This is a genomic window from Maricaulis sp. (assembly GCF_048268525.1).
Lineage (GTDB): Bacteria > Pseudomonadota > Alphaproteobacteria > Caulobacterales > Maricaulaceae > Maricaulis.
Genome location: NZ_JBLWVH010000004.1, coordinates 30,789 through 46,101 on the forward strand (window position 1 = coordinate 30,789; position 15,313 = coordinate 46,101).

At 61.7% G+C, this 15,313-nt stretch carries 10 protein-coding genes; 8 read left to right on the forward strand and 2 right to left on the reverse strand.

Annotation, left to right across the window (positions count from 1 at the left end):
* Positions 1-129 precede the first annotated feature (129 nt).
* From glmM to rfbD, 8 genes are all read left to right on the forward strand, one after another.
* Entirely contained in the window at positions 130-1,485 is a 1,356-nt protein-coding gene (gene glmM, locus ACN0X9_RS03285) for a phosphoglucosamine mutase (RefSeq protein WP_417486211.1), read from the forward strand.
* Positions 1,486-1,575: 90 nt separating this feature from the next.
* A complete protein-coding gene (gene galU, locus ACN0X9_RS03290) occupies positions 1,576-2,445 on the forward strand; it encodes a UTP--glucose-1-phosphate uridylyltransferase GalU (protein ID WP_417486212.1) in 870 nt (289 codons plus the stop codon).
* Between the two features lie 127 nt (positions 2,446-2,572).
* On the forward strand, positions 2,573-3,883 hold the full coding sequence (locus ACN0X9_RS03295) for a UDP-glucose dehydrogenase family protein (protein ID WP_417486213.1): 1,311 nt from the start codon (positions 2,573-2,575) through the stop codon (positions 3,881-3,883).
* A gap of 82 nt (positions 3,884-3,965) precedes the next feature.
* Entirely contained in the window at positions 3,966-5,486 is a 1,521-nt protein-coding gene (locus tag ACN0X9_RS03300) for a phosphomannomutase/phosphoglucomutase (protein ID WP_417486214.1), read from the forward strand.
* Positions 5,487-5,537: 51 nt separating this feature from the next.
* Complete coding sequence (gene rfbA / locus ACN0X9_RS03305; RefSeq protein WP_417486215.1) at positions 5,538-6,413, forward strand: glucose-1-phosphate thymidylyltransferase RfbA; 876 nt, start codon at positions 5,538-5,540, stop codon at positions 6,411-6,413.
* Positions 6,414-6,458: 45 nt separating this feature from the next.
* Complete coding sequence (gene rfbC, locus ACN0X9_RS03310; protein ID WP_417486216.1) at positions 6,459-7,064, forward strand: dTDP-4-dehydrorhamnose 3,5-epimerase; 606 nt, start codon at positions 6,459-6,461, stop codon at positions 7,062-7,064.
* Positions 7,061-8,122 (forward strand): dTDP-glucose 4,6-dehydratase, encoded by a 1,062-nt coding sequence (gene rfbB, locus ACN0X9_RS03315; RefSeq protein WP_417486217.1) that lies wholly within the window; start codon positions 7,061-7,063, stop codon positions 8,120-8,122. The genes rfbC and rfbB overlap by 4 nt, the downstream gene beginning before the upstream one ends.
* Entirely contained in the window at positions 8,119-9,027 is a 909-nt protein-coding gene (gene rfbD / locus ACN0X9_RS03320; RefSeq protein ID WP_417486218.1) for a dTDP-4-dehydrorhamnose reductase, read from the forward strand. The genes rfbB and rfbD overlap by 4 nt, the downstream gene beginning before the upstream one ends.
* Here rfbD and ACN0X9_RS03325 read toward each other — a convergent pair.
* Complete coding sequence (locus tag ACN0X9_RS03325) at positions 8,981-9,973, reverse strand: NAD-dependent epimerase/dehydratase family protein (RefSeq protein WP_417486219.1); 993 nt, start codon at positions 9,971-9,973, stop codon at positions 8,981-8,983. The genes rfbD and ACN0X9_RS03325 overlap by 47 nt on opposite strands.
* A 217-nt stretch (positions 9,974-10,190) precedes the next feature.
* Positions 10,191-15,089, reverse strand: coding sequence for a cadherin domain-containing protein (locus ACN0X9_RS03330; protein ID WP_417486220.1), 4,899 nt, complete (start codon positions 15,087-15,089; stop codon positions 10,191-10,193).
* Positions 15,090-15,313: the final 224 nt, after the last annotated feature.

Consider the following 15,313-nt stretch of genomic DNA (forward strand, 5'->3'; position numbering starts at 1 on the left):
GTAGACGTGGTTGAACCTGCGTTGTAAAGACCCTTTCCACATTGACACAGCAAGTTTCTCGGGCACGCATCGACTGCGGATACCAGTCTGATCGCCCTGCCGTAATTCGTGTTTTGAAAAGAAAAGCCGATGAAGAAGTATTTTGGTACCGACGGCGTCCGGGGGCGCGCGAACTCCTTTCCGATGACACCGGAAGTCGCACTGCTGCTCGGCAAGGCAGCGGGTGCCTATTTCCGCAACGGTAATCACCGCCACATGGTGGTCGTCGGAAAGGACACGCGCCTGTCCGGCTATATGCTGGAATACGCCCTGATCGCCGGTTTCACGTCCGCCGGCATGGACGTGCGCAGCGTCGGCCCGTTGCCCACCCCGGCGATCGGCATGCTGACGCGGGCCTTGCGCGCGGACCTCGGCGTGATGATCACGGCCTCGCACAACGCCTATACCGATAACGGCATCAAGCTGTTCGGGCCGGACGGCTTCAAGCTGGCGGACGAAGCCGAGCTCGAGATCGAAGACCTGATGGGTACGCCCGAAAACCATCTGTCTGCCACGCCGGTGGAAATCGGCCAGGTCGCTGTCTATCAGGATGCCAAGGGACGGTATGTCGAAGCCGCCAAAGCGTCTTTCCCGCGCGAACTGACCCTCGCCGGGGTCAAGATCGTCCTCGATTGCGCCAATGGCGCCGGGTACCGGGTTGCGCCGCAGGCGCTGTGGGAATTGGGCGCCGAAGTGGATTCCATCGGCATCACCCCGAATGGCGAGAACATCAATCACGATTGCGGTTCGACCCGCCCGGAAGCGATGGCACGCCGTGTGGTCGAGACCGGTGCCGACATCGGGATCGCGCTTGATGGCGATGCCGACCGACTGATTGTCTGTGACGAGAATGGCCGGGTTGTCGATGGCGACCAGATCATTGCCCGAATTGCGACGGACCGCCTGAAGGCGGGCACACTTGCCGGCGGGGGCGCGGTCACCACGGTCATGTCCAATTTCGCCATGGACCGGTATTTCGAGGCCGAGGGAATGCGGCTGCTCCGCACCGGTGTCGGAGACCGATATGTGGTCGAGCGCATGCGCCAGGACGGGTATACCCTGGGCGGCGAACAGTCAGGCCATATTGTCCTGACGGACTATGCCACAACGGGTGACGGGCTGATCGCGGCGCTACAGATTCTGGCGGCCTGTGTCCAGCAACAACGACCGGTCAGTGAGTTGTGCTCCCTTTTCGACCCGGCTCCGCAAATCAAGACGAATGTTGCCTTCACGGGGCGAAGCCCGCTGGAGCAGGCAGAGGTCCAGTCTGTGATCCGCGACGTGACCGAACGCCTGGGCACGTCCGGCCGACTTCTGGTCCGGCCATCCGGAACCGAGCCCTTGGTTCGGGTCCTGGTGGAGGGCGAGAATACCGACATCATCAAGAAAGCCGCCGACGACGTGGTCGACGCCCTGCAGAGCGCGTCCGCAACGGTCAGCGCCTGATCCGTCAGGCAAGCCGGCCGCGGACAGCGGCGGAATGGACCCTGACAGAAGATTGGTCTAGTCGTGCTGCTCAGACAAATTTGAGGTCCCATGCGCAAGATCAGGAAAGCCGTTCTGCCCGTTGCAGGTCTGGGGACCCGTGTCCTTCCAGCGACGAAGGCGATGCCCAAGGAAATGCTGCCGGTTTTTGACCGGCCCGCGATCCAGTACGTGGTCGATGAGGCCTTCGCGGCCGGCATCGAGCACGTTGTTTTCGTCACCGGACGGAACAAGGGTGCCATCGAGGACTATTTCGACACTGCCTACGAGCTGGAGATTACGCTTCGGGAAAAGGGAAAGACCGACATTCTCGAAGCGCTCGAGTCATCCCGTCCGACGCCGGGCTCGATGAGCTTTGTCCGGCAACAGGCCCCGCTTGGCCTGGGACACGCGATCTGGTGCGCCCGTGACATCGTCGGCGACGAACCCTTCGCGGTCCTGCTTCCCGATGTCCTCGTCCAGGCGAAAACCGGGTGCCTGGCGCAGATGGTTGATGTCTATTCGGAAACCGGCGGCAACATCATCGCCGTCGAACAGGTCCCCCCCACCGAGGTGGACAAGTATGGCGTCATTTCGCCATCCAGCCGCAATGGCAACCGCATTCGCATGAACGGAATGGTCGAAAAGCCCGCTGTCGGAGCCGCTCCGTCAAACCTGGCGATCACCGGTCGCTACATCCTGCAGGCGTCTGTCTTTGGCTATCTCGCCGACCAGGCGTCTGGAGCGGGTGGCGAAATCCAGCTGACCGACGCCATGGCACGCCAGATGGCCAGTGAAGATTTTCATGCGGTCGAATATGACGGACAGTCCTATGACTGCGGCAGCAAGCTGGGATATCTGCGGGCAACCATCGCCTTTGCCCTGCAACACGAGCAGCTTGGCGGCGACGCCAACCGGATCCTGGCTGAATTCACCCGCTAGCGGGGAAGGCATGCGGCATCGCGCTGGATTGTCACAGTAAAAGCCCGGCAAGGGCCGGGCGCAGAAACATACCTTGCGCCACAGCGTCCGCTCGGCGATACCACAAGTCAGCCTTGGAGAATTTAGCATGCGCGTTGCAATGATCGGCACCGGTTATGTTGGCCTGGTTTCAGGGGCTTGTTTTGCTGATTTCGGGCACGAAGTGATCTGCGTCGACAAGGACGCCAGCAAGGTCGAGACGCTCAATTCAGGCGGCATCCCGATCTATGAACCGGGCCTCGACATGCTCGTGACCCGCAATGCGCGCGAAGGTCGCCTCTCATTCACCCAGGATCTGGCCGAGGCCGTCAAATCGGCGGACGCCGTCTTTATCGCGGTCGGCACCCCGTCGCGACGCGGCGATGGCTTTGCCGATCTGAGCTATGTCTATGCCGCCGCCAAGGAAATCGCCGAAGTCATGGACGGCTATACCGTCGTCGTGACCAAGTCGACCGTGCCGGTCGGCACGGGCGATGAAGTCGAGCGCATCATTCGCGAGACCCGCCCGGACGCCGATTTCTCCGTCGTCTCCAATCCGGAATTCCTGCGCGAAGGCGCTGCGATAGACGATTTCAAGCGGCCTGACCGCGTTGTCGTCGGCACCGATGATGACCGGGCCCGGGCCGCAATGAACGAGTTGTACCGCCCGCTTTTCCTCAACGAGACTCCGATCGTCTTCACCTCGCGCCGGACCTCCGAGCTGATCAAGTATGCAGCCAACGCCTTCCTGGCGATGAAGATCACCTTCATCAACGAGATCGCCGATCTGTGCGAGAAAGTCGGCGCCAACGTCCAGGAAGTCGCCAAGGGCGTTGGCCTGGACCAGCGCATCGGCGGCAAATTCCTGCATGCCGGGCCGGGCTATGGCGGCTCCTGTTTCCCGAAGGACACGCTGGCCCTGACGCGGACCGCCCAGGAGAACGATGCCCCCCTGCGCCTGATCGAGACCGTGGTCGAGGTCAATGATGCGCGCAAACGGGCCATGGCCGACAAGGTCATCGCCGCCTGTGGTGGCGACGTCAACGGCAAGACGGTGGCCGTGCTTGGGGTCACCTTCAAGCCGAACACCGATGACATGCGCGACGCACCGAGCCTCGAGATCATTCCGGCCCTGCAAAAGGCCGGCGCAACGGTTCGCGCCTTTGATCCGGCCGGCACGGTCGAAGCCGAAAAGCTGTTCGACAATGTTGAATTCGTCTCCGGACCGTACTTCTGCGCCGAGGGCGCCGACGTGCTGGTCATCATCACCGAGTGGAACGAGTTCCGCGCGCTCGACCTGCAGCGCCTGAAATCAACGATGAAGGCACCGGTCCTCGTCGATCTGCGCAATATCTACACCCTGGAAGAAGCGACCAATGCCGGGTTCGCCTATACCAGCGTCGGGCGGCCCAATGGCTGACCCACAGCCCGCCGGGTACAGCCCGACGGGCTGTGCGCGTCACAAGTTCCACCCTGCCTGTTGAACGAGAAGCGGTGTTCCCATGACGACCAAACCCCACGCCAGCCTGCAACCCAATTCCTGGGAGTTCGAGACCGAGGCGCTGATCAAGCCGACCGGCTTTCGCGAATATGATGCACGCTGGTGGTTCGGTCATCCCGGCTCCGACAAGGCCCCCGATCTGAACCTGTATGGCGTACAGGCACTGGGCGCGGGTCTGGGCACATTGATCCATGAACTGGGCGTCGCGCCGAAGATTGTCGTCGGGCATGATTATCGCGGCTATTCCCAGAGCGTGAAACAGGCGCTGGAGGTGGGACTGATGTCCGCCGGCATCGAAGTGCATGACATCGGCCTGGCCCTCTCGCCCACCGCCTATTTCGCACAGTTCGATCTCGATATTCCCTGCGTCGCGATGGTCACCGCAAGCCACAACGCCAACGGCTGGACCGGGGTCAAGATGGGCGCCAACCGCCCGCTGACGTTTGGCCCGGACGAAATGAGCCGGCTCAAGGAAATCGTTCTCACAGGTTCAGCCATTACGAAATCCGGCGGAGGCTATGTCCGTCAGGCCGGCGTCGCCGAACGCTATCTGGACGATGTCGCGAAAGGTGTCACCATCAAGCGCCCGCTGAAAGTCGTCGCTGCCTGCGGCAATGGCACCGCGGGCGCCTTTGCCCCGCAGGCCCTCAGGGCGATGGGCGTCGAGGTGATCGAGATGGATTGCGAACTCGACCACACCTTCCCGCGCTACAATCCCAATCCCGAAGACATGAAAATGCTGCACGCCATGCGCGACGCGGTCCTTGAACATGGCGCCGATGTCGGCCTCGGCTTTGATGGCGATGGCGATCGATGCGGGGTGATTGACAATGAGGGCGAGGAAATCTTCGCTGACAAGATCGGCCTGATGCTGGCCCGCGACCTGGCCCCGCTTCATCCGGGCGCCAGCTTTGTCGTCGACGTGAAGTCCACCGGCCTGTTTGCGATCGATCCGGTGCTGGCGGAACATGGTTGCAAGACCGATTACTACAAGACCGGCCACTCCTATATCAAGCGTCGCTCGAAAGAGCTGGGGGCCCTGGCCGGCTTCGAGAAATCCGGACACTTCTTCCTGCAGCCACCGATCGGACGCGGCTATGATGACGGTCTCGTGGCCGCCCGCGCTGTATTGCAGATGCTGGAGCGCAATCCGGACAGGACCATGGCGGATCTGCGCCGGGCCCTGCCTACCAGTTTTGGCTCGCCCACCATGTCGCCGGCCTGCGCCGACGAAAACAAATACGCGGTCGTCGAACGGATCGTCGCCAAGGTTGAGGCGCTGCAGGCAGCTGGAACAACGGTCGCGGGGCGGCCCATAGTCGACATCAACACCATCAACGGGGTTCGCTTCACCCTCGACGGCGGCGCCTGGGGCCTGGTACGCGCCAGCTCGAACACGCCGAATCTTGTCGTCGTCATCGAAAGCCCGGACTCCGGTGATGACGTGAAGGCCATTTTTGGCGAGATCGCCGAATTGCTGAGCGAGTTTCCGGAAATCGGCGACTTCGATCAGAAGATCTGACTTGGCCCGGTCGAGGCCAGTCCTCGACAGGAAGCGGAAGGAGCACCCCGCGTGAAAGGCATCATTCTCGCCGGCGGAAGCGGTTCACGCCTGGGTCCCCTGACCCGGTCGACGTCGAAACAGCTGCTCCCCGTGTTCGACAAGCCGATGATCTACTACCCGCTCTCCGTGCTGATGCTGGCCGGGATCCGGGACATTGCCATCATCACCACCCCGCGGGACCGCGACGCCTTCATCGCCCTGCTTGGCGACGGGTCCAAATTCGGCGTCACGCTGGACTATGTGACCCAGGACCAGCCGCGCGGTATTTCCGAGGCCTTCCTCCTCTGCGCCAATTTCATTGGCGACCAGCCCGTCACCCTCATACTCGGCGACAACCTGTTCTACGGTCATGGCCTGTCGGGGCTGGTCCGGGAGTCGATTGCAGCGCCGATCACCGGCGCGACCGTTTTCTCCTGCAGCGTGAGTGACCCCAGCCGCTACGGCGTGGCCACGATCGATGCCGAGGGGCGCGCGATCAAGATCGAAGAGAAGCCGGCCAATCCGACCTCGAACCTGGCGATTACCGGCCTCTATATCTATGACAACACGGTCGTCGAGCGGGCCCGCTCACTGACCCCGTCCGCCCGTGGCGAGCTGGAGATCACCGATCTCAACCGCACCTACCTCGAACAAGGCACGCTGAAAGTGACCCCGCTCGGGCGCGGCGTGGCCTGGATGGACACCGGAACCCCGGACGCCCTGCTGGAATCGTCGGAATTTGTGCGCTCGCTCCAGCGTCGCCAGGGCCTTCATATTGCCTGCCTAGAGGAAATCGCGTTCCGCCAGGGATGGATTTCACAGGACGCCCTCGCCGCAGCTGTCGCAGGACTGGGGGCCAGTGATTACGGACGCTACCTGGCCGAAATTTCAAACGCCGGCCGGTGAACCAATCGCCTTGAATACAGCCTCCAAAAAGGCGACACAGTCCTGATGTCCGTCTCCAATTTCGAAATAAGGCCGCTGAATCTGGAGAACGCCGCGTGCGTTCGCCAACCACGATTTGCAGACGGGCGCGGCAGCTTCTCCGTCCTCGCAAATCACGAGCTGTTCGCCTCGCTCGGGATGCAGACCAGCTTCCTCCAGCAAAACATGTCGATCTCGAAGGCCGCCGGGACCGTGCGGGGATTGCACTATCAGGCCCCGCCCGCCGCACAGGCAAAGCTGGTCAATGTGATCAGCGGTCGAATTTTCGATGTCCTGGTGGATGCACGCCCGAATTCACCGGGGTTCGGTCGACACTGCACGGTAACACTCGACGCCGACACGCCGACCGGGGTGTTTGTGCCACGCGGATTCCTGCACGGGTTCATGACATTGGAGCCTGAAACGACAGTCCTTTACACCGTTGACCACCCCTACGCTCCGGATCTCGACGTCAGCATCGCCTGGAACGACCCGGAACTGGGGATTGAATGGCCGTTCGACCCGTCTGAAGTGACGCTGTCCGGCAAGGATGTCGCCGGCGCGCCGTGGTCGTCGGTCGGCGATACATTTGACTCCATCGTCTGCGGACCCGGTCAGGACACGCGCTCATGAAACTGCTTGTCACAGGCGGCTGCGGCTTTATCGGGTCGGAAGTGGTCCACATGGCCATCGCCCGCGGGCATGATGTCACCAATCTCGACGCCCTCACCTACGCCGCCAACCCGGCCAATCTGAGCAGCATTGACGCTCATCAACGCTATCACTTCATCCGGGCCGACCTGCGTAACCTTGAGGAAACCCAGGCCGCCATTCGGTCTGCTCGACCGGATGCCATCCTGCATCTGGCTGCGGAATCTCATGTTGACCGGTCAATCGATGCGCCATCCGTGTTTGTCGATACGAATGTGGGTGGGACTGCCAACCTCCTGCAGGCCACGCGCGCCTATCGGGACAGCCTGCCTGTCGATGACCGCGACCGCTTTCGTTTCGTGCATGTATCGACCGATGAAGTTTACGGCTCGCTCGGTGAGACCGGCGTTTTCACGGAAGCATCACCCTATCAACCAAACTCTCCCTACGCGGCGTCAAAGGCGGCGGCGGACATGCTCGTACGCGCCTGGGGCAAGACCTATGGCCTGCCGGTCCTGATCACCAATTGCTCGAACAATTACGGACCCTTCCAGTTCCCGGAAAAACTCATTCCGATGGTCATACTGTCGGCAATCCGGGGCCGTCCCATTCCGGTGTACGGGTCTGGCGAAAACGTGCGCGACTGGCTGCATGTCGAAGACCATGCCGATGCCTTGTTGCGGGTCATGGAATCCGGACGATGCGGCGAGATCTACAATATTGGTGGTGATGCCGAGCTGAGAAATATCGATCTGGTCCGTCAGCTTTGCACCCTGCTGGACGAGGCCCGACCGGCGCCACAGTCGTATTCCGACCTCATCACTTTCGTCGACGACCGGCCGGGGCATGATCATCGCTACGCGATCGATGCCGGAAAAATCAGCCGGGAACTCGGCTGGCGCCCGCAGACGGACCCGACGACAGGATTGCGCAAAACCGTGGACTGGTATCTTGCCAATGAGAGCTGGTGGCGTGACATCCTGGACAATCGCTACGGACAGGAAAGGCTCGGTGCCGGCACGCCGGTGTCGACGTCGTGACACGCCGGCTTCTGGTCCTGGGTCGCAGTGGGCAACTCGCGACGTCCCTGTCGGGGCTGGCCAAGGGCGCCGGTTGGGAGATCGATACCGTCGACCGCAGCGAGGCGGACTTCACCCGTCCCGATCAGGTGATCAAGGCCGTGCACGCCCGCCCTGCGATCGATGCCGTCATCAACGCGGTCGCCAGCAATGATGTCGACGGGGCAGAGGTTGATGACCGCGAAGCGATCGCGGTGAACACCCTCACTCCCGCGGAACTCGGTCGGGCCTGTGCCGATCGCGGCATTCCCTTGCTCCACGTGTCGACCGACTATGTTTTCCCGGGCCGTCAGGGCGGGAAGTACCGTGAAAGCGACACGCCGAGCCCGCTGAATGCCTATGGCCGCAGCAAGTTGAAGGGCGAATCCGGGGTTTTGTCCGCGTCCGCCCGACATGCCGTGTTTCGCACCGCCTGGGTGTTCAACGGGACGCACAAGAACTTCCTGACGGCGATGCTGGCTCAGATCGGTGTCCGGCAGGAGGTGCGGGTCGTGTCCGACCAGATTGGCAGCCCTACCCACGCTGACACCCTGGCATCAGGGCTTCTTCGCGCTGCGGATTACCTGTTGGCGGGAAAGGCGCGCGGTGGCCTGTTCCATCTGTGTAGCCCTGACCCTGTCAGCCGATCAGACTTCGCCGATTTCATTTACCGGACCGCCGCCCGGCACGACGGGCGCTGCCCGCGTGTCATACCGATCGGGTCGGCCGACTGGCCGTCCAAAGCCCGACGTCCGGACAATTCGAGTCTCGATTGCGACCTTTTTGAAACTACCTTCGACTACGCCCTGCCGCACTGGCGGACGGGCGTGGAACAAGCGGTCAGTCGTTGGATGGACGGTCGGGCCGGGCCGAGTTCCACTCCCTGAACCAGTCAGCGAACTTCGCCAGTCCTGTCGCCAGGTCGACAGATGGCCTGTAGCCATAATCCGCTTCCAGTCGGCTGGTATCCGCATAGGTGCGCGTGACATCGCCGGGCTGCATCGGCAGCATCTCTTTTTGTGCCACAACGCCCAATTCGGTCTCGAGCGTGTGAATCATGTCCATCAGCCGGACCGGTGAAGATCCGCCGATATTGTAGACCGCGTGACGCCCCCGTGCCGGCGTGTCAGCCAGGATCCGGGACAAGGCCTCGACGATGTCGTCGATATAGGTGAAATCGCGCTCCATATCACCGTTGTTGAATACCTTGATGGGTCGCCCCGCCAACATGGCCTCGGCGAACAGCCAGTAGGCCATGTCCGGCCGCCCCCAAGGCCCGTAAACCGTGAAGAACCGCAAGCCGGTGGCGGGAATTCCGTACAGGCTGCAATAGGAAGCCGACATCAATTCATCGGATCGCTTGGTCGCCGCATAGAGCGAAGCGGGCGCCTCAGCGGCATCGCTTTCCCTGAACGGGACCGCCGACCGCTCGCCATAGACCGAGCTCGAGGAGGCGTAGACCAGGTGCTCCAACCGGTCGCCCAACGCGCGCGCAGCTTCAAGCACTGACAGGTGACCGACCAGATTTGAGCGGGCATAGGCAAAGGGCGCTTCAAGCGAGTATCGAACCCCGGCCTGGGCGCCCAGGTGCAGCAGGCGCTGCGGGCGGATGTCACTCACCAACCGGACCACGCCGTCATGATCGGCCAGGTCCAGTGCTTCAAACCGGAAACCGGAATACCGAGCCAGTTGATCGAGACGCGCCTGTTTCAGTGCCGGATCGTAATAGGGGTTGAGATTGTCGATACCGACAACGTCTTCGCCCGCTTCAAGCTGCGCTTTCGCCGCGTGAAAGCCGATGAAGCCCGCCACTCCTGTAACGAAACTCGTCAAACCCTGGCCTCCCCGACCCGACCTTGTTTGCCCGACCTTGTTTGTCGGCGATCAATTCGCTCGTCGATGCATGGCAAGGTCCGCATGGACAACAACGCTGCATCCCGCACCGTTTTGCCTCAAGGCCCGGTGACGCAACAGTCTCCGTCGCACATGGAATTGCTGGAAATCCCTGGTGTTGTGGAAGGCGGGGAGGGATGAACCCTCCCCGTCAAGCTCAGGCCCAGCCGTCGGATGCCTCATCCGACAGGGTCATCATCTGCGTATCCCGCGGATCGAACACATTGGTGAACGCGTCGTCCGGGAAGTATTCAAGACCATAATTCCCGCTGGCAGCCACCTGGCTGACCGGAGTGTCGATACTCGCAGGCACGGTCAGCGTCTCGAAAACCGGATGGTCCTTGGCCGCTTGGAACGCCGCTTCCGGTTCAACCGGCCATTCGAGCATGGCGTCGCGGAAATCACCGCGGGCGTCTTCCCCGTTGCGCCAGAAATTCGTGCCGACTTCGCCACGGAAATCGCCGATGGAGTCCGACAGGTTCAGCAGCAGGGCCAGATCACCATCGCTGAGATGCGGATAGACATGCTCGTGATGATCCCCCTTCTCGCTACCTTCCAATCCATCCATCACCGGGTGATCGGCGTCATGGCCGAACTCGTTGGGATTGAATGGTGCCAGAGTCGGCATGTCGTCAGGGTCAAGACCTTCACGACCGGCAAAGTCCGGATCTCCGAAGTATTCCGGATTGCTGGTCCCGCCGTCATAAACGATGGTTTCAACACTGATCAGCTCGACGACACCGTCCGGTGCGCCGGCGCGATTGTCGGTGACCACCGTATTGCCGGACCCGTTGGTCGAGAGGGTGTAGTCAGTTGAAGCGCCCGAGAAGACGGCCGTATCCGAACCACTGCCACCATTGAACACATCGCTGCCGCCGGAGGCGTAGAAACGGTCAGCACCGCCAGCGCCCCGCAGCTCGTTGTCGGCATCATTGCCGATGAAGATATCATCACCGGAGCCGCCAATGGCATTCTCGATCACCGTACCGCGGGCAATGCCGACATTGCCGTCACGACCCATAACGCTCGAATAGGACTGCTCGCGCAAGTCGAGCGTCTGGTCAGCGCCGGAACCGGAATAGTCCATCGTGTCGGTGCCGCCGGTGTCAAAGATCGTGAAGCTGACAGCGTTGGTGTGCGCTGTGGCGTCAAAGATCACATTGCCGGCAGTGGAATTGTAGCCGTAGGTCGTGTCACCGCCGCGGGTTGACGTGGAACCGCCGTACATGTCCAGAACCGCAATGATATCGGCTACCTGCGGCCCGATCACATAACCGAAGTCGGCGTCGATATAGGTATTCTCGTTCTGCGAGAAGTACGACATCACCGAGGCCTGCCAGGAATCGTTCAGATAGATGGCATCGACAGCGTAGTCGGCCGACCCGTCGTATGGGCCACCATGGCCCAGGCCGAGTGCGTGGCCGATTTCATGGATGTAGGTCTGGAATGAATACCCGTCGATATTGGTGCCGTAGGTGTCGAGCCAGCCTGTTCCCACATTGACGCTGGCCGAGGTGATGAAGCCGCCGGATGTCGTGTCCGGGCCGGCAAAGGCGCCTTCCTCATCATCGTCAAACGTGATTTCGCCACCCGTTGCCACCTCGGTGAAACTGATCCCCGTAATGTCTTCCCACAATTGCAGGGCCGCACGCGCCAGGGTCTGGCCGGCCACGGTCAGAGCGGTGATGTTGACCGTGATCGTGTCGCCGGCGGACCGGTCCCACTGCAGGCCACCGAAGCCGTTTGAATCGAGATAGTCCCCAATTTCCTGGTAATTCCACGCAGTCAGCGGGTCCGTGTGACGAACCTGCAGCGTGTATTGGCCGGACAGGGTGGCCCCGCTGTCCGGCTCCCAGGCGCCGACTGAAACGTAATAGGTGCCCGACGTTGTTGCCGTGAAGCCAAGGCGTGAATCCGTATTCACGCCAAGGGTGATGTCGTCATTCTCGGCGATCAGCGTGCCGGACGCATCATAAAGCCGGATATAGGTGTCATCGAGTTCGACACCCGCGCCGCCCGAACCGAAGGCGTCGAACTGGTAACGCTGTCCCGCCTCGAGCGTAATGGCCACCCAGTCGCGGTCGCCCGCCACTTCCAGCGTGCCTGTGTAATCACCGCCCGAGACCATCTGGATCTGGGTGGTATCCCCTTCGGGAATATCCGCCGCCTCGCTGCTTACATCGCCGACCGTGATCGCCACGGCCTGGTCGGCGGAAGTGCCGCCATCCGACGCTGACACGATGATGTCGTAGACATTGTCGCCACCGCTGTCTGTCGGGTTCTCAAAGTCCGGAGTCGCAAGGAAACGCACTTCGCCGGTCGATGAATCGATCGTAAAGAGCGCCGCGTCTGTTCCGGAAAGCGAATAGCTGACAGTGTCGCCGTCCGTGTCGGTAGCGCGCGCGACATAAGCGGATGTCTGGTTCTCCGAAACGGTCTGATTTGACCTGGAGGTGAAGACCGGAGTGCTGCCGTTGGACTCATCAACATCGGTGACCGTGACGGCGACAGCCTGGGAGTCCGTGAAATCGCCATCAGACACGGTGACGATGATATCATAGACATTGTCGGCACCGGCATCGCCCGGATTTTCGAAATCCGCCGGTGTGAGGAAAGACACCGCGCCGGTCACACTGTGGATCTGGAACAGGGCCGCATCCGTACCGGACAACGAATAGGTCAGGCTGGCGCTGTCGGCATCCGTCGCCGTCGCCGTATAGACTCGCCCGACATCGTTTTCCTCGATTGTCGCGGTCGCGCCGGAGGTAATCACCGGTGCCACATCATTCTCGTTCTCGACCGTGATGCTGACGGCTTGCGTCGTGGTCAGGACACCGTCGGATGCACGCACATTGATTTCATAGACATTGTCACCATCGGCATCGACGGGCGTCTCGAAGTCAGGCGAGGCCACAAAGCTGACCGCGCCGGTTACGGCGTTCACCGTGAACAGGGCTGCATCTGCGCCGGTGATCGAATAGACTATCGCGTCGCCGTCTCCATCGGTCGCCGCGATGGTATAGACCACACCTGCGCCATTTTCGGTGAAGGTCGCCGTGCTCGACGAGGAGATCACCGGTGCCGAGTTCACATTGTTGACGGTGACACTCAGCGCCTGGGTGACGCTGGTCGTCCCATCACTGACCTGCAAGACGAGATCGTAGACATTGTCGGTATCCGCGTCAGTCGGGTTCTCGAAGTCCGGCGAGGCGATGAAGCTCAACTCTCCGGTCGCGCTGTCAATCTGGAACAGGGCACCGTCGCCGCCTGCCGCAATCGAATAGGTCAGCGTATCGCCATCGCCATCGGTCGCTGTGGCGGTATAGAAACTGCCGGTCGAATCTTCATCAACCGCATCGACCGCCGCCGACGTGAAGACCGGGGCGAATTCATTCTGGTTGGTGACCGTGATCGACACGGCTTGCGTGTCCACATTGCTGCCATCCGACGCCGTAACGGTGATCTCGTAGACATTGTCGCCATCGGCATCGAGGGGGGCTTCGAAGTCGGGCGGCGCGAGGAAACTCACCGCACCCGAAGCGGCATCGATCGTGAACAGCGCGGAATCGGCGCCGGACAGCGAATAGGACAGGGCCGCGCCTTCCGGGTCGGTCGCCGTCGCGGTGTAGACGACGCCTGCATTGTTTTCCGGCGTGCTGGCCGTCGCTGCCGATGTCACCACCGGTGCTTCATTGACGTCATTGACCGTCACTTCGACCGTTTGGGTCGTGACCGTCGTGCCATCGCTTGCCCGGACGGCGACCTCGTAGACATTATCGCCATCGCCGTCAGCAGGCGCCTCGAAATCGGGCGATGCGATGAAGGTCAGCGCGCCGGTCGCGCTATCAATCGCGAACAGCGCGCTGTCACCGGTTGTGCCGAGTGAATAGGTGATCGTCGAATTGTCCGGATCAGCAGCAACAGCCGTGTACACCGTGCCGGTCGCGTTTTCGTCGAAGCTGGCAGTGGTTCCGGACGAGAATGTCGCCGGGCCTTCATCGACAGGTTCGACCGTGATCGAGACGGCCTGGTCGGTCGAATTCGTTCCGTCTGATGCGGTTACCGTGATCTCGTAGACATTGTCGCCATCAGCATCAGCCGGGCTTTCGTAATCCGGCGCAGCGATGAAGCTGATGGCACCGGTCACCGGGTCGATACTGAACAGCGCCGCGTCGGCTCCCGACAGTGAGTAGGTCAGGGCCGTACCTTCAGGGTCGGTCGCGGCGGCGGTGTAAACCGTGCCGGCCGTGTTTTCATCGACCGATGTGGCCGCGGCTGAGGTAAATGCCGGCGCTTCATTGACATCATCGACAGTGATCGTGACCGTCTGGTCGGTGGTGTTGACGCCATCCGATGCCCGGATGGTGACTTCGTACACATTGTCGCCGTCAGAATCCGCCGGTGCTTCGAAGTCGGGTGTGGCGTTGAAGGTCAGGGCGCCGGTCGCGCTGTTGATCGAGAACGCCCCGGAATCAGCGCCGCCGCTGATCGAGAAGGAAATCGAATTACCATCAGCATCGGTCGCGGTTGCGGTATAGACACTGCCTGTCGTGTTCTCATCAACGCTCGCACTTGTTGCCGAGCTGAAAACCGGCGGATTGGTATTCGGAGTGGGTGTCGGCGCGGGGCTTGAACCACCGCCTCCTCCGCCGCCAGCTGCCGCACCAAGCAATCCTGCGCCACCCAGCACGCCCAGGATGGCGGCGCCCCCGCCTCCACCAGCCGCCGCGGCAGCCGATACGCCCAGCAACGCATTGGCCTCGATGGCGGCTTCGGAGATGAAATAGACACCATCAACGACGGCGAGGTCATTGGCGGCGATCAATACCGTCCGGCCATCCGACATGACCAGTTGCATCGAACCGTCCGCGGCCATCTCGACGCGCGAGACTCCGCTGATCTCGGACAGCGGCGTGAAGCCTTCAGGCTGGCCGGCTGCCGGTCCCTGGGCTTGTGCACCGCCCGCCAGCAACAAAGCGCCACCGGTCGCCATTGCGGTGGTCAGCAGCGCATTGCGCACGGTTGAAGCGTTTTTGGTCTTGCTGGTAACAGGCATGGTCGATCTCTCCCGACGATCTTCTTGCTTTCACACGGCTTTACATCGGCGTCGAACGACTCTCGACCACGCCGGAACGTGGTCGACCCGAAAACATGCGATCCTCACTTACTCCCGAAACCGGCTTCCTCGGAATCCCGGTCTCACCCCTATTCGACTGCCGCCAAGGCCTACCGCGCGCCGACCTCTGGTCCGGTCGAGATGCGCGCCAATCAACTCGGTTG